We start from the raw sequence: 23040 nt of genomic DNA, 5'->3' as shown, positions 1-23040 counted from the left end.
AAGCAGCAGGTCTCCGTTTGCGGCTGATCCGGCTACATCGATGCGGAAAGCGTCGCCCGTATCAGCTCGTCATTGTTCAGCGCGGCGAGCGCCGTTACTTTTTCGGCCGAAAGGCCGAGCGCTTTCGTCATACGCTCACCGTATTCGCGATCGGCACGGTAGCAGTGCGCGGCGTGCCGGTATTTGACGTTCACCGTTACCGGCGCGATGTTCGCCGCGGTATTCTCTATCAGAATTCGCTTTTTATCCTCGGTCATGACGCGCCATAAATCGCCGCCGGCACGGAAATTATCGTCTGAAGGATCGTCCTTCGGATCGTAGCGCCACATTGCGCCTTCCAATTCGAGCGGCGGTTCGGCCACCTCGGGCCGGGCAGTCCAGTATCCCGCGCTGTTCGGCGAATACGAAGGCGTGCGCCCGTAATTCCCGTCCACGCGCATCGCACCGTCGCGGTGATAGTCGCTGACTTCGCATTTTGCACGGTTTACCGGAATCAGATTGTGATTCACACCGAGCCGGTACCGCTGAGCGTCGCCGTACGCGAACAACCGTCCCTGCAAAAAACGATCGGGAGAAAACCCGATGCCGGGAACGACGTGCGCGGGCGTAAACGCCGCCTGTTCGACTTCCGCAAAATAGTTTTCGGGATTTCGGTTCAACTCGAGCACGCCCACTTCGATCAGCGGATATTCGGCGTGCCGCCAAATTTTGGTAATGTCGAACGGATTTTCATAATGCGTTCCGGCCTGCGCCTCGGTCATGATCTGCACGTACATCGTCCAGCGGGGAAAATCGCCGCGCTCTATCGCGTCGAACAGATCCCGGCCGTGATATTCGCGGTCCGTGCCGTTTATCCGAACCGATTCGTCGTCGCTCAGGTTTTTGATTCCCTGCTGCGTTTTGAAATGGAATTTGCACCAAACCCGCTCGTTCTTCGCGTTGTAAAAACTGAACGTATGTTCGCCGAAAAAGTGCATGTTCCGGAACGACGCGGGAATACCGCGATCGGACATGACGACCGTTATCTGATGAAAACATTCGGGAAGCAGCGTCCAGAAATCCCAGTTATTCTGTGCCGAACGCAATCCCGTACGCGGATCGCGCTTGACCGCACGGTTCAGGTCGGAAAAATTGTGAACGTCGCGGATAAAAAACGTCGGCGTATTGTTTCCGACCAGATCCCAGTTTCCCTCGTCCGTATAAAATTTGACGGCGACGCCGCGAATATCACGTTCGCAGTCGGCAGCTCCGCGCTCGCCGGCAACCGTAGAAAATCGGATAAAAAGATCGGTAACGGCGCCCGGCTGAAGAACTTTCGCCTTCGTGTACTTTGAAATATCGTGCGTAACGGTCAATTTGCCGTACGCGCCCCACCCTTTCGCGTGCATACGGCGCTCGGGTATGACTTCACGGTTAAAATGAGCCATTTTTTCCATAAGCCACACATCCTGCATGACGACGGGACCGCGCGGCCCGGCCGTTATCGCGTTTTCATTGTCTGCAACCGGCGCGCCGGCCTCGTTCGTCAATTTTTTGAATTCGGCCATACTCTTTCCTCCGTTATACGCTCGAACTCCGACATTTTATCAAGGCAGTCTTCCGTAAAAATAAGCAGGCAGCCCGGATACCGATTATAAAAACAAACACATTACCACGATCCAAACGTACGCCGCCGTCTTCGGAATCATCAGCGCCCCGACAGCCGGATGCGCGTCGGAAAACAAGACGACCGGTACGTAAAACAGAAAACTGAGCGCAATCGCAAGCCACATATACGTTACGGCGGGAACGCTTCCCGCATACGCGGCGAACGGCCACGCGACGAGCGCCGCAAGCAGGAAAAACGGAATGTTACGGAAAACGGCCCAGGAAACGGGCGGATGGACGGAAGTCCAGCCGTTCTGCGGCATAAAACAGAGCAGAATACGGACGGCAGCCAGAACGTACACGCACACGGTCGGCGCGGCTGCGGACGGAACGGGAAAAAGCAGCATACCCACGTGCCACAGCAGCACGTAAAAGACGGTCATCGACACCGAGGTAACGAGCTTACCGACGCCGAGCGCGCGGCGGAACCGTTCCGCCGGTTCACGGGAAAACGACGCCCGTATCCGCGGCACCAAATGGAACGCATCGCCCAACCCCAAAATCAAAGCCATAACGCCGGCCAACAGCTGAACGGATTTTTCCGCACGGATCATCAGATATACACCGAAAGCCAAAACGGTGCACAGGTACACCGTATCGAACACGGCTTCACCCAACGAAGCGAAGCGTCGGGGCGAGAGCCCCTCCGCACGAATGAAACCGAAGATGCGTTTTTTTCCCATCGCGTGCCTCGGTTTCAAGTATAAGGCATCCAGACGGGAAGTCAAGCGTTTTCGGTGGGATTCGGCCGTATCCGCGTGCAAAACAGCCGTCGGCGGAATGCAGCCGAAAGCGGAACTGGACGCACCGGGCACGAAACGTTCCGTTTAAAATAAAAAAGATCCGTCTCTTTTATTTTGAGACGGATCCTTCGTTCCGTGGAGAATATCGGACTCGAACCGACCACCTATTGATTGCGAACCAATCGCTCTACCAGATGAGCTAATTCCCCAAGTTGATTCATATAATATCACAAACCGTTTTTTTTTGCAAGCCCCGGTTTGAAATAAATAGCGTCATACGATCGAATCGAGCACGCCGACTATCTGCTGATCGTACAATTCCGCATGAGCTTTCAATTCCGCAATGGCCGATTCCTTATCGAAAATCTCGCGGTAACTGCGGCGCGAAATGAGCGATACGAACGTTTCGACCACGTGAATGATACGCGCTATCTGCGGAATGGCATCGCCTTTTAACCCGTCAGGATATCCCGAACCGTCCATATTTTCATGATGCATCGCGGCGGCGTCCGCGAACACGCGGCGGAACCGCTCGGGCACGAAGTCGAACGAATCCGGTTCAAATTTGACGTGCGAACGGATACTGTACTTCTGTTCGTCCGTAAGCGATTCTGCCTGCAGTAAATCCTTGCCGAGCGCAAGAAATCCTATATCGTATACCATCGAAGCGCAGAAATACAGCATCGCCGTATTCTGCCCGATGCCCATATTGAGCGCGATTTTGTACACCATTTCGGAAATGTTCTTTGAATTGTTTTTCCGTCCGGTCATAACGTCGATTTCCGTACCGATTTGTTCGCATTTGACCGCAAGTTCCCGCACCGCCAGCCGGTCTTCTTCCGACAACTCCGGTTCGGGCAAGGACTCTTTTGTCCAGCGCGAACTGCCGGCCGACCGCAGCTGAGCGTCGCCGTAAATATCCACGACGTTGCCGAGCATCAGCTGTTCCGATGGAATCCGGTTCATTTTGGAAACCATCTGAAGCGTTGCGGCAAACTGTTCCTGCTGCTTTTTCGTATTGCGCGAATTGACGACGACGATAATCACGACGATCACGAACACGACCGCCAAAACGGCTGCCAATATGATCACGATCAGCAGCACGGATTGATTCGCGGACTGCGACTGCGTTGTGCTCTGTTCCATTGCCGAACGGAACTGTTCGGACTGCGCATCGATGGCTTCAAGCATGATCCGGGCCTGCTGTTCACGCTCTTCCTGCAGCACTTGCGCGTTGTGCTGCCGTTCGGCTTCAAGCTGCTGCTGCAGCACTTCGTTCCGCACGGTATCCGCGACGGCGGTTTGAGCCGCCGCCGGCTGAACTGCGGCCCGTTTTGCAAGCGCGGCGTCGAACGCGGCGACGCTTTCACGTATCCGCGGCGAAACGACCGCAGGGAATTCCGCAAGGCGGACTTTATAAGCGGCGAACGCGTCTTCGCCGCCGGTTTCGCGGAGCTGGCGCAGATATTCGTAATAAATCGGTTCGGCAATGACCGAAACGTTTGCGGGAACCTCTTCCGCCCGATAAAAATCCAGCGTTCGATTGACGTATTCATACGCTTTATCGTATTTTCCTTCCGAATAGCGGTCGTTCGCTTCCGAAAGGAATTTTCCCGCGAGCGGATCGGCCGCAAAGGCAAACCCTGAAACGAGCAAAACGAGAAACGCAGCGGTACCCGCACGATATTTTCTAGTCATTCTTTCCAACTCCAATACTAAAGATACATTTTATATTGTTTTCAACACCCGATTTCCGCATATATACGGTATCCGAAATTCCGGCTTTAAATCCGATATTCACCGCTTCGGCTTTTACGATCGGAACCGAAACGGCCGCGCCCGCAGCGAACGCCGCGTTCATATCTTCATACGCGAAATGCCCCGGGTAATAATCGGCGAATCCGTCAAACGCAACGCCGCCCGCCGTTCCGGCCCTGAAACCGATCCCCGCCGCAGGAGTCACGAACACGGCTTCCATCAGTTGGGCGAACACTCCGAATCTGAAAAAAAGCGAATCGGACACCGGTGAAAAGGCCACCGAAGGAATGAACTTTACCGAAGACACGACGGATTGCTCGCCGTTGAACGTCAGCAGCTGGATATCGGCGAACGCTTGCGTACCGGCGGTTACGGATTCACCCGTATAGAAAAAAGAAGCGTCCAGCGCCAACCCGTATTTCACCGCCGTACCGGAACCGTTTACCGTCAGAAGGACGTCGGCGAGCCCCATATTGATATCCCAATCGATCGGCGAATACCCGCTTTTTCCCAAATTGTAGTAAAACGTTTCCCCTGAAGAGACGTTTGTAACCTGAGCGTATTCTTTCTGCAAACTGGTACGGTTGCGATCGTCTTCCGCCTGACGTTTTTCTGCAAGGACCCGTTCTTTTTCTTTCTGTTCCTGCAGCAGCGCGGTGCGCCGATCGATCGCTTTCGTTATGGAAGAATACAAGGCAATCGCCTCGCCGTTGTCCAAATTGTTGTCGATGAGCAGCAGCGCCGCTTCCCGGGCAAAATCCAGTTCGTTGCCCACGACCTGCTGTCTGATTTTTTTCAGCGTATACGATTCCAGCTCGGCGTAGTCGGATACGGAAACGTAGCGTTCCAGCACCGTCGCCAGCGTATCCGACGATTTTGCCGCAAACGCAGCGTCTACCGTACGCAGTACGTCGGCAGTCATAGCTTTCTGTGCACACAGCTGCCCGCCGGAAACAACCAGCAGCAGACAAAGCAGAGAAACATATTTCCGTTTTTTGCAGTTACGTTCCGTCACCGTACACTCCGTCGATACGTCCATAATTGTATCAGCCTGAATATAATATGTCAAATATGTCCAGCCGCGCATTGCCCGCACCCGAAGAGTGTGCTACTATACGCATATGAACATCTCCTTCAAAAAAAGCAGTGCGGCGATTGCCGCAGCGGCGGCAGTTCTGTGCGCAGCCGCCGCCGTATTTTACGCCGCAAAACCGCGTGTCTTTACAGTCGCTTTTTACGATATACCGGACGCAGCCGCCGCGGCGCTTACCGTACAAATACGGCGCGTTCTGGAAGATTCTGCGGACGGACGCTCCGGCAAGCTCGAACCGGCCTTCAAAACGTTTGCCGCCGACCAGCCGCTCGAACGGTATCTGACGCAGAAACCGCTGCCGGATTTGGTCTTTACGTTCGCCGGAAAATCGGCGGAAAGCGCCGCGCAGCGTTCCCGTGAACTGAATCCGGGACTGGCTCCGGCCGTGCTCGCCTCCGTACCCGTTTCGATACGGAAAACGGCGCTCGACAACCGGAGCGGCCGAATCTGCGCGGTACCGCTGCTGCTCGACCATTACGAACTCGCCGTCCGCCGGGATAATCCCGCCGACGGGCAGCTCGCGTTCGCCGGAGCCGACGGGCCGACGCTGCTCGCGTTCGCGGGCTGCGTTGCCGAAGCGGCGTTCGGCGCGGACAAAACCGCGGAATTTGCCGACGGGTTACGCCGGAGCGATCTGCACTCGGCTCCGATCGTACGCGAAACGGCCGAACTGATCGCTTCGTATATCAATTCCGGCACAATTCCGCCGTACGTGTTCCGAATAACGCAGGACGACCTCGCGCAGCTCATGCAAAACGGAACGCCGGGCGCCGTTTTCATGCCGCTGTCGTTCCGGCGCACCGTTCCGTTCAAAGGCGCCGAACGGTATCAGTCGTCGTTTTTTCCGGCCGTGTCGGGAACGCCCGCCAGAGCGCTCGCGATACCGGTTCTGTACGGCGTTCCGCTCGCCCGAACCGAAAAACGCGCGCACACGGCGGAAACCGTTTTAAAAGCGCTGTCCGGCGCAGACGTGCAATACGCGCTGTCGTCCGATGCGGGACTCGCTCCGGTGCACGCACGTGCGGAAACGGCCGACGTTCAGGCCGCGGACGTCCGCTATTGGGCCGCCGCCGCCGGCATCGTTCCGAGCGCGGGTCAAGCGGCGTTTGAAACCGTCCCGCAGCAAAACGACGCAGCCGGCAAACTGCGCGCGCTCATCTTAGAATACGTTGACGCGAACGCCCCCTGAAATCTGCGGAATGATGGAACTTATATCCGCGCCGCCGGTCTGCACGTCCGTCGGCAGAAACCAAACCTGCATTTCCGTATACAGGGAAAACGTTCTGAACATTTTCTGATTCTGCAGCGTCACGCGCGGAAATTCGATTTGCGCCAAAACGGCTGACAGGATTTGCGGTTTGGCGCTCTGCGTTTCCGTAAACATCGAAAAATTCGCGCCGACGGCAAATCCGGCCGAAAGCCAATCCCAGCTCGGCCCGAAAAAGTATCGGAACGGCACGTACGCAACGTTTGCCAGCAGTTTTACGCCGAACACGTTGCCGCCGTACCGCATGTCGTTGCCGGATTTATCGAACAGTTCGCGCTGCAGCTGCGTAAACTGCCCGAACTGCGCCTGAAGTTTTACGTTGTCGTCAAAAAAAGTCAGCCCGACGCCGACGTCGTACAGCGTGGCGCCCCAGAAATGCCAGTCGAAATACAATCCCTGTATGAAAGCAGGCACTTCGTACGCGGATTTGTCGCCGCTGCGCAGCGCGAACGTTACCGACTTGAGCGCGACGTCGTCGGACGCCAGTCCCGAAAACACCAGTTCGTCGTTAAACGAACCGCCGGCTCCCGGTGAAATGAGTTTTATCGAAGGCCGGGTTTTATCGATCCTGATAATGGAGCGGGTTACGGCCGTTTCGCCGTTTTTCATCGTTGCCCGCGCAAGCAGAAAATGGTAGCCTTCGCGCATATCTTCGTTTTCGATCCGATAGCGCCACAGACCGCCCGTGCCGACCACCGTGAACGTTTTTCCGTTGTCGAAGCTCAGCTCGACTTTTGCCACCGATTTATCCGCAATTTTCCGTTTTTCCGATTTCGCCGAATCTTTTGCCCGCGCGAGCAGCAAATCCTGTTCGGTAAACACGTATCCGGCGCGCCCTTCCAGATACGGCCGGTCGACGGCAAAGTCGCACATCGTAAAATTATCGATGCTGATCCAGGGACCGGACGGCTCGTACGAAATACGCTGCGCGTTCGATTCCACCAGCAAAGTTGACGCGGACAGGGCCCGAACGCTCAGCGAGTGGACACCCGCCGTTACCAGTTCGGGCGTCAGTTCAAATTTGAAATAACCGGTTGCAGACAGCGTCGTTTCGCCGACGAACGCGTCGTCGACGTACAGCAGCAGCTTTTCTACGGGCGATTCGGACACGGCCGTTCCGTATACGTTGAACACGCCCTGCACATGCTCGCCGTTCAGCGGATACAGGACGTCCACTTTCGTCGCCTGATAATTTTTATCGAGTTTAATATTGCGCGAAATGCGGCGCGTGTTTCCGCCCGCATCGGCTCCGGTCAATTCAATATTGTAAAAACCGTCGGGAAGCGCCGAAATATCGACGGCGTGCGAAATGATATTGTCGGGCACCAAATCGATGTACGCCAGATGCGGCGGCAGCGGCGCGGCGTTTTCGCCGAGCGGACGTATCGTGATGTAGAGTTTTTCGAGTTTGATGTTGTCGGTTGTCTGACCGGAAAAAAACAGCATACCGGAAGTGGACGAATCGTCCGCAGGCAACTCGAGCGACAATTCGGGCGCCGTGTTGTCGATATTGACCAAGCTCGTGTACAGTGCCGAAATTCCGTACGAATCGAAAACGCGCAGGAACACGACGTGCGTGCCGTCCTGAATCACTCTGGTATCGAATTCGTATTCCCAATTTTCGGTTCCGGAAACATCGTTGAACGAGTTTCCGTTATCGACGGAAATCTGAACGCCCGCGATACCGTTCGCGTCGGAGGCCGTTCCCGTCAATTTTACCGAACCGTTAACCGTTTCGCTCAGCAGCGGCGACGTTACGGCACCCTGCGGTTCGGCAAGCGAAATGCGGAACGTCCGCGTCACTTCTTCTCCGCGGACGCCGTGAATGTCTTCCGCGTAGATGGACACGGTGTGTTCGTTGTCGCCCAGCGGCCCGATCGGAACGTTAATGGCAAACGAGGTGCCGTACGTTTCCGGATGCACGTACTCGCCGTCGTCGATTTTGTAGCTGATGCGCGATTCGCCGTCGTCGTCGTATATGACGCCCGAAACGACGAAATCAGAAGTCAGAACCGCGCCTTCCTGCGGAAGATGGATTTCGGTGCGCGGCATGTCGGAAACGGCGTCGATTTCAAATTCCCATAAAGAAATTTTTTGAACGTTGCCGGCGGCGTCGGTAAATTCAAACGCCATCGTATCGCCCAGCGGCGCGGCGGCGGTACCGGTGAACACGGACGGAAGCGCGGTGAGTTCAAGCGGCAGTGCGGAAACGGCGGGATCCGTTTCAGTCAGCGGCGGAACGTATTGAGCGGAAACGGTTCGGCCGTTGTCCGTAACCTGAAAGACCATACGCGTTTCGCCGTTCACTACGTCGCCGAACGCAGGCGTAATCACGCGCACCGCAGGCGCTTCGGTATCTTTGCACACCGCGCGGCGAACGATCGCCGTTCGGCCGAGCGAGTCCGTAACACGCACGTCCAGTGAAATCAGTCCGTCAGGCAAAGCGGCGAGCGGCACGACCGCACTGAATCCGGCCGAGCCGGGCTGAGCGCCGGAACCTGCCGGCTGAGTGCCGACTTGCGTACCGGAATCTGCCAGCTGAATTTCAGCCGGCTGCCAGGAAGCGCCGCCGTCAAGCGATATTTCCACGGAACGTATCCCGTGCGCGTCGGACGCCGTGCCGCGGACGCTCAATTCCTGCCGTACCCAGGCGCCGTTTTCAGGCGTTTCAAGCGCAAGCAGCGGCGCTTCCGCGTTCGGCTCGATATCGATCGGCGGCGCAAGATGCGCAGTTCCGGACGCGTCGTCCGCCCGGATGAGAATATTTTTATACGAACCGTCGCCGTCCGCCGTAACGGTAACCGTTTTTCCGTCCGTTTCGACGGACACGTGCGGCGCGGCGGCGCGCGGCGATTCTTCAAGATATGCCGTAAACGGCGGCGTTATGTTGAAAAAGCCCGAAACCCGGTCGTCCTGCACGCGGCTCCAATACATTTCGCCGTCATCCTGCACGGCGGAAGCGTCTTTTGATCGGACGACACCGACGAGCGCCGCGGCAGAAGCGAGCGTTCCCGTTTTTCCCGCCGCACTCACCGTTATCGAATGCCAGCCGGCGGGCAGATTCTGCAGCGGAACGTCCGCTTCAAAAACGGTCGGATCCGCCGTTTTACGGAGCGCGGCGCGGCCGGTCTGCGTTCCCGTTCCGCCGTAAACGGCGGAACTTTCGGCTGAACCGGTCAAAGCGGCGGCCGCAATCGTATATGTTACGGAAGACACCGGTTCGGCAGACGAAACGGACACGCACAGCACCTTTCCGCTGCTTTTTGAAGCGGCGGCGGGCAGTTCTACGGCCATACCGGTACTGTACGGTTCGCCGCTCACCGAATCGAAGCGGACGGCCGCCGCCGACACGGTTTCCGAAACGGCAGCCGTGTCGGAAACATCCGCGGCGAACTCTGCGGGAAGCGGCGGAAGTTTACTCAAATTGGTAACGTACACCAGCCATTCGCGCGAAACGATTCTGCCGTACGCGTCTTCTGCCGTCGCCGAAAGGCGAACCACGCCCCAAGGCAAATCGGAATTGAGCGGAATTTCGATCGGAACTGACTTTGCCGGCGTTTTAAGCGCTGCCGAACCGGCGGCTTCGCCGTTTACCGTCCACTGTGCAGCCGCAATCCCGCACTCGGCGGAAACCGCCGTTTTGAACACGGCCGCCGCTTCCGGATGAATTTCCATCCCGAACGAATACGGCTGCGTTTCGGCCTTTCCGAACGCAACGACCGGCGCCGAAAACGCGGGCTCCGCACCTTGCGAAACGAACGGAATCACCTGCGGTTCGCCTTTGACGCCGTGAACATCGACCGCGTAAACGGAAACGGAATGTTTTCCGGCAGGAAGTGCGGTACGAGATTCAAGCATCGCGCTGAAATCCGCGTAAAACGCGCCGTCGCTCGGAACGTTCCATTCGGCACCGCCGTCGACACGGTAATACACACCGGCAACCCCGTCGTCGTCGTACGCAGCACCGCGGATAAAAAGGGAGTCCGCAGCTCCGGATACGACGGAGCCGGGTTCAGGATACGACACGTTTACGACGGGCCGGTCGAGACGGTTGTCTATTGAAACGGACGTTTTCTTTACGGTCGTATTTCCGGCGGTATCTTTCGCGGTAACGACCAGTTCGGCGGATTTTTTCGTATAGCCGCGCACGTCGAATTCGCACGTCCAATACGGATTTCCCGCAATCAAGTCGAACGAACCGGTTTTTCCGTCGAATTCCCACGTCAGCGATTGTATGCCGATCGTATCGGACGCGGAACCCGCCGCCGCAAAAATACCGTTCACCGGTTCACCCGGCAGCGGATACAGAATCCGAACGTCGGGCTTCGTATTATCGACGAAAAACAGAAACGACGAAAGATTTTCACTGCCATGTTTGTCTTCCGCACGGAACCAGACGACAGCCGCGCCGTCGTTCATTTTTACCGTATCGACGGGAACGCTGAACGTGCATTCTCCCGTTTTTTTATTTTCGGACAATTTGACGGGAACAAACGACGAACCGCCGTCCGTCGAATACGCAAACGATTTAATGCCGTTTCCGTCGGATACGCGGCCGGTCAGCGTTACTTTGCCGGAAACGAGCGGCCCCTGTCCGTAGTTTTCGACGACCGTTACAGGCTGGCGGCGGTCGAGATGCCAGGTAACCGAAACGGGATTGCCCTCCACGCCGTTTACGTCGACACCGTAAGCAAGAACCGTATGAGCACCGTCGGCAAGCGCCGCCGTTTCCAGATAATACGACCAGAAGTCGGCTCCCGCCGCCCGCACCGGATGCTCCGTGTCTCCGTCCAAAATCAGCATGATATGATCGACGGCGTCGTCGTCGACGCACGTGCCGACGATGTTCAGGTTGCCGGAAACGCGCATTTCGGACACGGGGTTGGTAATGCCTGCCACCGGCAGATCGGAAGCAGGATCAATGGTGATGTTGAACGGCCCCGCAGTCTGCACGTTACCGCCCTTATCCTCCGCCGTTACGACGATATTATACTTGCCGCTTTTTTTACCGGAGATATCGAAGGTTTCCTGCCAGCTCTCAAGCGATTCGGCTTGCTGCTCGGTAATATCCTTTTTACCTCCGGCGAACAGCGCCGCCTGCAGCACCGCGGTTCCGACGAGTATCCATATCAAACGTTTTTGCATACCAAACCCTTTTTTCATTACCGCTTCTGCGCCGTTTCAATAAAACCGGTCGTTCCCGTTTTTATCGCGTATCCCAAAACGGGATTTGCGGTACCGTTGCCGTAACACGTTCCGGACGTCGCAGTCGAAGTTGAATTTCCCGTGACGGAATTTTTCAAAACACCTGTCGACATCTTCCAGACTCCTACATTGATCCGGTCTGCAAGCATGGTACTGGTCGTCGGCAGCAACGTTATTTCCCAATTTCCGGTAAAAGCGTCAAGATTCGTACCGGCGGGAGCTTTTTCCGCCGTATTTACCAAATACGCAAGTTTCGGTCTGATAGAAGAAGCCATATAGTAGCCTATATACGGAATAACCTTATCGTCAACGTTTTTGGCCGTATCGATCGTAATATACGTTCCGACGATACCGTACGAATCGACGATGCAGGATTTTATCTCCGTACTCTCATATGACGGAAGATACGCATATATCAGATCGGCGCCGGTCGTTTCATATGCGGCGATATGAATTCCTTTGTCTACATCTACGGTAACTTGGCAATGCTCACCCGCCTGATCGTAGATCGTAAGCGGAGAACTCCAGCCGGTACCGGATTTATCACCGGAACGATCCGTAGCCGCAGACGTATTATAACTGTACAGCAATTTTTGGGACAGCGCATCGTACCAAACGACCACAGCAACATCCTTATCCGCCGTAGCACCGGGAACAATCGCCAACGAAACGTATTCGCCGGGATTCTGTCCCGTGTTTCCGCCGGCGATCAAACTGACATGACTGTAATCGACAGCGGAAACCGCATTGTCAGTTTCTTCATCATAAAACTGACCGAAATTCGTATGGGAACTATTGTCGGCAAGAGCTCCATACCGGAAACGTATTTCCTGATTTATATCGTCATAATACGCAAGATACAGACTCGTTGAACTGCCGTGCCGGACGGAAGCCAGAGACGGAGACCGAATGCGACTCTTGTCAAGGATAACGGGAGAACCGGATTGTCCCAGACTTTCCATACGGAGCGAGTTAGTATTACCGTAATTTCCTCCTTGACCATTGATTCCGCTGATTCCCCAGCGGCTCGTCAGATACACGAACTTACCCGCGTGATTGCTGCTCGAATTGATATCACGGCCAACGTTTGTTCCGTGAGAGACTCCCGCACTGTCATAAATAAAAGAGGTGCCGGCAAAATCGTCGTAGTTGCGCTGCCACAGCGTATACGAATTGGATTGGCCGTCACTCATACTGAAATAATCCGGCCCGTTAGCAAACGCGAATCCGACGATATCGTTAACGGGATTAATACGCATAACGGGATCGGTTACCAACCCGCGATTCGTCCGGGCAGCACTTGAATTGAATTCCCACACGTCGAGTTCCACGTCGTCGGTCAGCAAATTGTTGTTGTCGCCGTTGGGCTGCTTGTTGTATTCCGCCGTATTGCTGTTGCGGTTGTTGAGTACGCCGATACCGTTGACGGTAAGTTCGAGCGCGCCCGTTTTCATGGAAGTCACCGGAACCGTTACGACGCCATTTGCGTACGATTCACCTGTTGCCGAAGTGCCGCCCACGTCGGCGCCTTCAAGATTGAAGCCTGCAATCGAAACGGTTTCCGTAGCGTTCACCGGATAGCGTCCCAGCGCCGTCCGGTTGTATACCGACGGGTTGTTCGACTTGAGTTTTGACAGATTCGTGGTCAGCTTGCTTACGTACGGTACGACGTCGACCCGATAGTACGAGGTCAAAGCGTCGTCTTTAGTTTGAACGTTCGATTCGGCGGACGGCGCGTTCGGCGTATACTTCAGTATGTCTCCGCTCAGAGACACCGTACCGCGGTCCACCGCCCGAACGCGAACCTCAACGTCGGCGGCGGCACGGTTCGTAATCTTCGCCGTATCCCAATACAGTTTCCAGGTTACCGTATTGCCCGCAGTTTGAGAGAACGTATCGCTTTCCGCAACGAACTGCCAGCCGTCGGCATCAAGCGTTCCTTCCGCAGTCCATGATCCGCTTGTACCATCGCGGTACGCAATCCGTTTATAACCGTCCGTACCGGAATCGGTCAGCCCCGGTATTTTAATATACAGTTCCGACAGCAAGTTGTTGTCGTTCGCCGTACCGGTAACGACGACTTTGCCCGAAACTTTCGGATCCCGGTCGTTTACTCCCGTGCCGGAATCCTTAAATGAGTCGGCCGGAAGATCCGATCCGAGTTCGATATGACCGTTTTCAAGACTGTTCAGGTACAGCGAATTGTCCGATTTTCCGTTCCAATAGAACGGCCGGATAGACGCCGTCGGAGAAACGGTATCGCGCAGCGCGACGTCCATTACCATATTTATCCGTGCGTATTGACTGTTCTGCCCCTGCACGGTACCGTCCGTCGCGTCCCACAGCGTAAAAGAGAAACGCTGATCGTCGGCATCGGTTATTTCGGTTCCGGTCGTTCCCGCCGATAAAAAGTCCTTGACTGTCAAGGCGATATCGGACAATCCCGTACGGATATCGTCCGAATCGGAATGCTCGGTTGACAGGCTGACGGGAACCGTCTGCGTGTAATACGGATCCGTTACGCCTTTTTTAGTAACCGTATACGTGTATGCGAGCGAATTGTTGCCGCCGACGATTTCCGGCCTGACAACGGTTTTTCCCTTGATTTTAAGCACTGCCATACCGTTAGTCTGCTGCACGTTCAGTTCGTGCACTTTCGTATTTGACGAACTGTAGCCGTTAGGCAAACCGGCTTGACTGTTCGCGTACAAGCCGCTCCAGGCGGAATTGAATTCCGTATCGTCGACGATGCCGTTGCCGTTGTCGTCCGTACCGAACGAAACGCCCGCAATGCGGGGACGGTTGTTGCTGACCGTTCCGCTCACCGAACCGACCGTATGATTTCCGGCTTTATCGAACACGACGTACCGGATCGTAACCGGCCCGTCGGGAATATTTTTCGAGTTTATGGAAGCTTCCCACACGTATTCGGTACCGATTTTGGTCACACCTTCCACCATACCGTCGCCGTCGTCGTTCACGACCGGATAATATCCGTTTTCATTTTTAAGAGAAGCCGTATTCGGCGTTTCAGTCGTCAGATTGTCGGCGACCTGCGCTACCGCAAAAAGTGCTTCCGTTTCGGAAACCACGGGCGAACCGTCTATCGTTACCGCCGTACCGCTGACGTTCGTAATCCGGTAAATGGCGCCGCCGATTTTTACGATACCGCCGCTGCGGATATTTTCATCCGACGAATCCAGCGTCAAAGCCGTCAGCAAGTTGGAGTCGCGGGTAACCGTTTTTACTTTCCACCACAAACCGTCTTCGCTTCTCAAATCGGTCTGATTAACCTTATTCGCCGCGTTCGCCGGTTTCAGCAGGGGATCGTATATGGAAGTAACGTCGTTCAGCGTTCGTTCAAAATAGAATACGACGCGGGAAAAACCGCTCTGACTGTCGAGGCCCGAACCGTCTTCGTTTACGGCGGATCCCAACGTGTAAAAACCGTTGCTGTTCACGACCGAGTCGCTGATATTGAAGCCGCTCGCTCCCGGCTGCCGAATAACGGGCGCTTTATTATCGTAATTCAAGCGGATCGTTTTTTCCGCAAACAGATTTTTGGACGTTCCCTCCGTCGCCCGGATCGTGTACTCAAGCATACCGAACGAATCTGTCTCGGAACCGACCGGAATTTTGATTCGGTATCCGCTGTTCACACCGAACGCACCGTTTGATTCGACAGCCGTCGCCTTTGCAGGGTCAACGAGCGTTCCGCTCGTATCGTCCGAAGCGGTTACGATATGATCGACGGGAGCTCCGCCCGGGTTCGTAACGGTCAAATCCTTGATGCCCGAAGCGTCTTCGACGCTGCCTTCAAGATACCAGGAACCGTTTATCCACATGCCGTCGGTATATTCAACCGACGCGATCGGCGTTCCGCTGCCGTCCGAATTGGCATATTTACGCAAATACAATTTTTCGCTGCTGCCGATAAGCGGCGTGTCTTTATCGACCGTGATGATACGTTCATACGGCTGACTGATATTGCCGCCGTCGTCTACCGCGTAAACGCGCAGCGCAATCCGCCGCGTGCCGTCGCCGGACGGATCAAATTCGCCTTTCGTGTTCAAATTGAAATTCCAGCTCAGCGTTCCGGTCGTCTTGAATCCGGTTTGAACCGCCGTGCCGGAACCGAACGATTCAAGCGTATACGACGTTCCGAATTTTGTATTCACCGTATTCCAATCACTCTGAGCGAGTTTCGGAGCAACCGTTACACCGTTGTAGTCGGGATCTATCTGCACGTACACCGCGCTGACTTTTGAATTGTCCTCGGCCGTTCCCGTCATACGGATCGTACCGCCCAACGTTTCATCGTTGTGGTCCGGATACGTCATCACAACTTTTGGCCGGTCTCCCTGCGGATCGACGACCAATTTCAACGGCTGAACGTCGTTCACGTTTCCGCATTCATCCACCGCACGCAGATAGACGAACAGATCCGTCAGATTCGCATACGAGTTGTCTTTTATCGCCGTATCCGTCGTTATACCCAAAGAGACCAGATAGCCGTTCATTGTCAGGCCGTGCGTCTCTCCGGTAACCGATTTACCGTCAAAGTAAATCCGCCATGAAATGAACGAGTCACTCATAACGGCGGAAGCAGTGTTCCAATCTATAGCAGCGGAATCGGAAGACGCCACCGCATACCGCAAGGAAGCGGCGCCGTCGGTCGTTCCTTTCAGTACGATTTCACCGTTCACCTGTTCGCCGCTTTTATGGCTGTCGATACTCACAACCGGCGCCGTATTGTCGACGTTTATCTGTACGGTGCGGGTCGTTTCGAGATCGGCCGTATCCGTTACCTTAATCGTAACTTCCTGATAGCCGTCGCCGGAATTGGTGGGAACGGAGGCACTCCAATAATCAGCGCCGCCTTCATCTGCTGAAAGCGTTCCGGACGGACTCGTCAAAGTCGATATCGCCGTACCGCTTTTCAGGAATACGACGGATTTGATACCGTTGTCATCCCACGCCGTTACCCGCAGCGTAGCGGCAGTACGCGTACCGCCGAATTTTTCCGTCGGGAACGTATCCAGCCACTGCGAATCGGACGGGCGCTGCCACTTAACGGTTCGTATTTCCGGTACTTTCGTGTCGACTTTAATATGCAGCCGGGAATCCGCTGCGGATCCGGTACTGCCTTTCTCACCGAACGAATGCGTACCGTCGCTGAGAATAGGCGTGTCAAGCAGAGCTGCGTCGTCCGCTGCCGCGGCAGAAGTGAAAACGGTGCCGGCGCTGTCGGTAACTTTGAACACAACCGTTCGCACGCCGTCCGCACTCAATGCATAATTCCACGAGCCGTTGTCGACGCTCACATCTGTAAACGAACCGCCGTTTTCAGAAATCTGCAGCGTACACGCGCCGTCGTCGTCCGAAACCGTACCGAACAAGGTGCGGGTCTGTTTGAGCCATACGGGCGAGGCTTCGCTCATTCCGTTAGACTCCGCATTCATAAAACTCATGTTTGAAATTTTGACCGTCGGGCGATCCTTGTGCTGATCGACCGTCAGCAACAAAGTCTGAGCAGCGGTATCTGACGGAGAATTTCCCGCACGGTCCGTGAACCGCACCTGCAGTTTACAGCTTCCGTCGGAAGCCAGTAGCAGGGCTTTTAGTCCGTCGGCGGCCGTGTCGAAGCCGCCGACAGTCCATTCGGAACCGGTCGAAACGGGCTGTATATCGAGACCGGCAATTTCAATGGCGCAGCCGCTGCCGGAAGCACCGACCGACTGCCAATCTAAAATAGCCGGATTCCACACGTATAAAGCGGGCGCGGCATCGGCAGCCAGGTTCGCATCGGAAACGGTTCCTTTGAGCGTTATCTTCTTATTCACCACCGAGTTTGCCGCCGGCGTCGTATACGAGACGGTCGGCGCATCAAGATCAACGGTCAATTCCGGCAGCGCAATTTCGCTCTTATTGCCGGCCTTATCGGCGACACGGACATACAGCGTGTGCACGCCGTTGCCGAGCGCACGGATTGTCTCGGCGGGAACGGTCAGCGTATATCTATTTTCATTTTCGTCGCCGGAAATCGCAGTCAGCCAACCGGAGAAAACCGCAGTTTTAAAGCCTGCTCCCGATCCGAGTTCGACGACTTTAGATGCCGCACTGCCGGCGTTCACACCGCTGACGGCATCCGAAGCCGTCAGCTTAACGGTAATATCGGCGCCGCCGTTCGTAATATGCCGGGAATCGGAACCGGACACGTCCGTGCCCGACAGCGAGACGTCGGACAATACCGGCGGCGTTGCGTCCACATAAACGGAACGACTCAGCGGAATTGCCGCGTTTCCGGCCGTATCCTGCGACGTAAAAGTAACCGAACTTTCGCCTTCTTCAAACATGATCGTCGTCCGGAACGGAGAATCCGTTCCTGCAACAGCGGAAACGGCTCCCGACGCGTCGGTTGCGCCCGTTACGGTAAAATTGATCTGTCCGGGATTCACTTCCGTCATCGTGCCGGACAGCGTTTGCGCCGTCGCCATAAGCCATACGCGCTCGCCTCCCGACAGTCCCGGATAATCATCTTGACTATATCCGCTGAATTTCAGCTTGAGTCCGAACGCGGGAGAAATCGTGTCCACTTTGTACGTTACCGACGTTTCCGCCGTCCGCCCAGAAAGGTCCGTCGCACGGAAAACGCGCGTATATCCCGCTCCGGCGCCGGTATCGGCCTGACCGGTTATCGGATAACTCCATTCGGACCAATCCGCCGCGGAGCCATCGGCTGCGGCAGTTTTCGGCGTTACGGCCGTCCAGGTTACCGCTCCCGACGCTGTGTCAATCTGCTTGTATTCGACTTTCGCAACGCCGCGCGTATCTGACGCAGTACCCTTCACCGTTACGTCCTTGCCGGCAAATCCGCCGGAAACGGGAGCAGTTACCGCAATGAGCGGAACCGCCGTATCGACGACGAACGGCTGTTTCGCACTATCAAAGCTGCCATTCTCCGTATCCGTTATCTTGAAATACAGCTCGTGAGAACCTTCCGCAAGCGCCGCCGCACCCGCCGGAATATCGGCAAAGATATCGTATTCAAACGCTTTCGATTTGGTTCCCTGCAAAACAGCCGCGGCAAACGTTTTCCGGGGAACGGTTTCAGCGTCGACGTATAACTCGACGGACGCCAATCCGTCGTCGTCCGTAATAGTGCCGAGTATCGTATTGTTTCCCGAATAGCCGAACAGCGTGTTCGTACCGCTCACGTTAAAGTACGACACGACGGGATTATCCGTCGACTGATCGACCGTCAGCAACAAAGGCTGAAAAATCTGAGCAGCGGTATCTGACGGAGGATTTCCCGCACGGTCCGTGAACCGCACCTGCAGTTTACAGCTTCCGTCGGAAGCCAGTAGCAGGGCTTTTAGTCCGGCGGCATCCGTGTCGAAGCCGCCGACAGTCCATTCGGAACCGGTCGAAACGGGCTGTATATCGAGACCGGCAATTTCAATGTCGTATGGAATATGTTTGTCATTTTTGTCACCTGTTTTAACGAGCAAGTGCCAATCTGAAATAGCCGGATTCCACACGTATAAAGCGGGCGCGGCATCGGCAGCCAGGTTCGCATCGGAAACGGTTCCTTTGAGCGTTATCTTCTTATTCACTACCGAGTTTGCCGCCGGCGTCGTATACGAGACGGTCGGCGCATCAAGATCAACGGTCAATTCCGGCAGCGCAATTTCGCTCTTATTGCCGGCCTTATCGGCGACACGGATATACAGCGTGTGCACGCCGTTGCCGAGCGCACGGATTGTCTCGGCGGGAACGGTCAGCCTATATCTATTTTCATTTTCGTCGCCGGGAATCGCAGTCAGCCAACCGGAGAAAACCGCAGTTTTAAAGCCTGCTCCCGATCCGAGTTCGACGACTTTAGATGCCGCACTGCCGGCGTTCACACCGCTGACGGCGTCCGAAGCCGTCAGCTTAACGATAATATCGGCGCCGCCGTTCGTAATATGCCGGGAATCGTCCATGTCCGGCAGCGAGACGTCGGACAATACCGGCGGCGTTGCGTCCACATAAACGGAACGACTCAGCGGAATTGCCGCGTTTCCGGCCGTATCCTGCGACGTAAAAGTAACCGAACTTTCGCCTTCTTCAAACATGATCGTCGTACGGAACGGAGAATTCGTTCCTGCAACAGCGGAAACGGCTCCCGACGCGTCGGTTGCACCCGTTACGGTAAAATTGATCTGTCCGGGATTCACTTCCGTCATCGTGCCGGACAGCGTTTGCGCCGTCGCCGTAAGCCATACGCGCTCGCTTCCCGACAGTCCCGGATAATCATCTTGACTATATCCGCTGAATTTCAGCTTGAGTCCGAACGCGGGAGAAATCGTGTCTACTTTGTACGTTACCGACGTTTCCGCCGTCCGCCCAGAAAGGTCCGTCGCACGGAAAACGCGCGTATACCCCGCTCCGGCGCCGGTATCGGCCTGACCGGTTATCGGATAACTCCATTCGGACCAATCCGCCGCGGAGCCATCGGCTGCGGCAGTTTTCGGCGTTACGGCCGTCCAGGTTACCGCTCCCGACGCTGTGTCAATCTGCTTGTATTCGACTTTTGCAACGCCGCGCGTATCTGACGCCGTGCCCTTCACCGTTACGTCCTTGCCGGCAAATCCGCCGGAAACGGGAGCAGTTACCGCAATGAGCGGAACCGCCGTATCGACGACGAACAACTGTTTCGCACTATCAAAGCTGCCATTCTCCGTATCCGTTATCTTGAAATACAGCTCGTGAGAACCTTCCGCAAGCGCCGCCGCACCCGCCGGAATATCGGCAAAGATATCGTATTCAAACGCTTTCGATTTGGTTCCCTGCAAAACAGCCGCGACAAACGTTTTCCGGGGAACGGTTTCAGCGTCGACGTATAACTCGACGGACGCCAATCCGTCGTCGTCCGTAATAGTGCCGAGTATCGTATTGTTTCCCGAATAGCCGAACAGCGTGTTCGTACCGCTCACGTTAAAGTACGACACGACGGGATTATCCGTCGACTGATCGACGTACAGCACCAACTCCGCAGCGCCGGTGTTGCCGGACCGATCGGTCGAAACGATTTCCAATTTCAAATATTTTTTGTCGCCGAAAACGGCCGCACCGGCGGAATCGACTGCCTTCGTATCGACAGCGTAACAGAACCGCATGGCGTCGTTTACCGCGCCGTTCGGAACGCTGACGACCCCGCCGCCGGCAGTCCACGCAACCGGCGTCCAGCCGGAAGCACCGTCTGCCGACGTGTACAATTTGAGTACGGACGTTTCGACTTTATCTTCGTCCGACGCCGTTCCCTTGCAGAGGATTACGCCGTTGACGTTCGTATCTTTGCCGTTGGCGCTCACCTGAGGCGTTACGGACGCAATTTCAGGTATCGGATTTTCCGCATCGTAATAGACGGAACAGTTTTTTATTGCCGTCGTGGAGATGCCGGACTGAGCCCGCACTTCAAGCGAATACGTTTTGGATTTTGTCCGATCGATCGCGCCGGTTTCCTCCGCTTTGGCGAGCAGCTCGGCCGCTGTAAACGGAAAATTCCACGCGGCGCCGGAATTGACCGTCGTTTCTTTCAGATACGAACCGCCGGACAGCGCGATGATTAACGTTACCGAATCGCCGGTCTGCGACGTGCACGAACCGGAAAGGGAAAATTGTCCGGCAGGGTTCGTATAATACGACAGGCCGTCGAGCGTGATTTCCGGCGGCGCGCCGTTGCCTTCCAGAAAAAAACCGTACTGTGCATCGTTGGCCGCCGCGACGATGTTCAAAGCGGCGTCGGTACCTTCGGCAAACAGCCGGTACGCCGTGTTTACCGGCAGAGCAGCCAGAGAATTTATGGTGAGCGTCCGGTTCGAGCCGACCGTCTTTATGGCGTTTTTCCGTTCGATACGTTCTTCGGGAGTACAGTCGTCGGCCTTTTTCATCAGATAGATTTTTTCGGCACCGGCGCTCACCGTGCCCGAACGGTCGCACCGCTGTACGTACACGGCCAGCGAATCGTCGACGATAGCACTGTTGTTAAGACTCGGTTCCACGCGAATCGTCAAGGACGAACCGGCGGGAACCTTATACGCGTCGGTATCCAAATAGCCGGTCTCAAAAACGGACAGATTTATTACGGTCCACTTGGGCGAAACGGCGGGATCAAGAGAAAACACGCCTTTTACGTCGGTTTCATCGGTCGTGCTGATAAAAGCGGCCGACAATGAGGTCTCCACGCCGTCAGCAAGCAGCGAGCCGGAACTCCGCGCCGTATACAAATCTTTTGCGGAAACGAGGGCCGAAACTTCATCGTACAGATAATATCCCGCCGACTTGTTTCCGCCGGAAGTATCCGCACTGCCGGTATACGGGCGCGCTTCGTCTTCCACAGAGACGGTACAATAGAAGGTTTTCTCTCCGGCGTTTTTATCCGAACCGTACAGCGATGTATATAAGGAGTCCAGATCGTCGTCAAAATCCGCCAAAACAACGGAAATATTCGGCGCGACGTTTTCAATCGTCTTGCCGCCTTTTCGGGAAAACGAACCGTCCGGATTTTTTTCAAACACGGAAAACGTCAGTTTTGAAATGAGATGCGCGTCGTACACCTGTCCGGAAACGGAAACCGAACTTCCGTACGTATCGGGGCTCGTTTCATCACGCGAACCGGGACGCTGCACGTACAGCACCGGCGCCGTATTGTCGATTTCATATACGGTTGTCGCAACGGAAGTCCGTGAAGCGGAGTCCGCCGCCGTCACGGTTACCGCATATTTACCGTCGGGGATGGCGTATGAACCGGAACTTGCGTCCTGTGCATTCAGCCGGACGGCCCAGGTTTTGGATTCTTTATTTATTTCGGCCTGATACGGGCCGTACGTTTTGCTTTCCTGCTCCGTGGAAGTAAAAACGACGGCGACGGATTTAACGAACGTTTCATCAGAGGCCGTACCGTTTACGACGAATTGGCCGCGGATAACGGCGGCTTCAGGCGGATATGCGATCGTTACCGCCGGCGGCTGTGTATCGACGGAATTTCCCAAACCGACTTCACACGTCGTGTACATGAAAGCGGCGCACACAGTCAACAGCGAAACGACAATACCGTTAAAAACAGCGTTACATTTTCTCATATCGTTCCTCAAAAAGCATGGCTACCGGAAAACGGAATCTTCCGGAGCAACTCCGTAAACTCCCCCATAACGGCAATATCAGAGCGGCAGACACTACGCGATACGTGCAGCCGGCGGCGGCAAAACGCATAGATACCCCTTGACTTTTAAAAGTACAGTTATACTTTTATATTATCGGTAATAATGGAGAATTTGTATAGT

7 protein-coding genes and 1 tRNA gene are annotated in these 23040 nt (G+C 55.4%); 1 reads left to right on the top strand and 7 read right to left on the bottom strand.

Features of this window, described 5'->3' with window-relative positions:
• Positions 1 to 32: 32 nt before the first annotated feature.
• The 5 genes from TREBR_RS01935 to TREBR_RS01915 all read right to left on the bottom strand — a co-directional run bounded on the left by TREBR_RS01935 (position 33) and on the right by TREBR_RS01915 (position 5163).
• Positions 33 to 1547 (bottom strand): catalase, encoded by a 1515-nt coding sequence (locus TREBR_RS01935; RefSeq protein WP_013757552.1) that lies wholly within the window; start codon positions 1545 to 1547, stop codon positions 33 to 35.
• 84 nt (positions 1548 to 1631) lie between these two features.
• Complete coding sequence (locus tag TREBR_RS01930) at positions 1632 to 2330, bottom strand: hypothetical protein (protein ID WP_013757551.1); 699 nt, start codon at positions 2328 to 2330, stop codon at positions 1632 to 1634.
• A 196-nt stretch (positions 2331 to 2526) separates the two neighbouring features.
• A tRNA-Ala gene (locus TREBR_RS01925) sits at positions 2527 to 2599 on the bottom strand.
• A 64-nt stretch (positions 2600 to 2663) separates the two neighbouring features.
• Positions 2664 to 4088 (bottom strand): HD-GYP domain-containing protein, encoded by a 1425-nt coding sequence (locus TREBR_RS13435; RefSeq protein ID WP_013757550.1) that lies wholly within the window; start codon positions 4086 to 4088, stop codon positions 2664 to 2666.
• Complete coding sequence (locus TREBR_RS01915) at positions 4081 to 5163, bottom strand: hypothetical protein (RefSeq protein ID WP_041610290.1); 1083 nt, start codon at positions 5161 to 5163, stop codon at positions 4081 to 4083. The genes TREBR_RS13435 and TREBR_RS01915 overlap by 8 nt, the downstream gene beginning before the upstream one ends.
• A gap of 106 nt (positions 5164 to 5269) precedes the next feature.
• Here TREBR_RS01915 and TREBR_RS01910 point away from each other — a divergent pair, with 106 nt between their 5' ends.
• Positions 5270 to 6430 (top strand): hypothetical protein, encoded by a 1161-nt coding sequence (locus tag TREBR_RS01910; RefSeq protein ID WP_013757548.1) that lies wholly within the window; start codon positions 5270 to 5272, stop codon positions 6428 to 6430.
• On the opposite strand, the gene TREBR_RS13430 is transcribed toward TREBR_RS01910, so the two are convergent.
• On the bottom strand, positions 6401 to 11653 hold the full coding sequence (locus TREBR_RS13430) for an Ig-like domain-containing protein (protein ID WP_156786586.1): 5253 nt from the start codon (positions 11651 to 11653) through the stop codon (positions 6401 to 6403). The genes TREBR_RS01910 and TREBR_RS13430 overlap by 30 nt on opposite strands.
• A gap of 17 nt (positions 11654 to 11670) precedes the next feature.
• The gene (locus TREBR_RS01900; RefSeq protein WP_013757546.1) at positions 11671 to 22839 is read right to left on the bottom strand and encodes a hypothetical protein; all 11169 of its coding nucleotides are present in this window, start codon (positions 22837 to 22839) and stop codon (positions 11671 to 11673) included.
• Positions 22840 to 23040 lie beyond the last annotated feature (201 nt).

This window comes from Treponema brennaborense DSM 12168, from assembly GCF_000212415.1.
Taxonomy (GTDB): Bacteria; Spirochaetota; Spirochaetia; order Treponematales; family Treponemataceae; genus Treponema_F; species Treponema_F brennaborense.
Note: the sequence above shows the minus strand (reverse complement) of the source record. Positions and strands in the feature narration are given on the sequence as shown.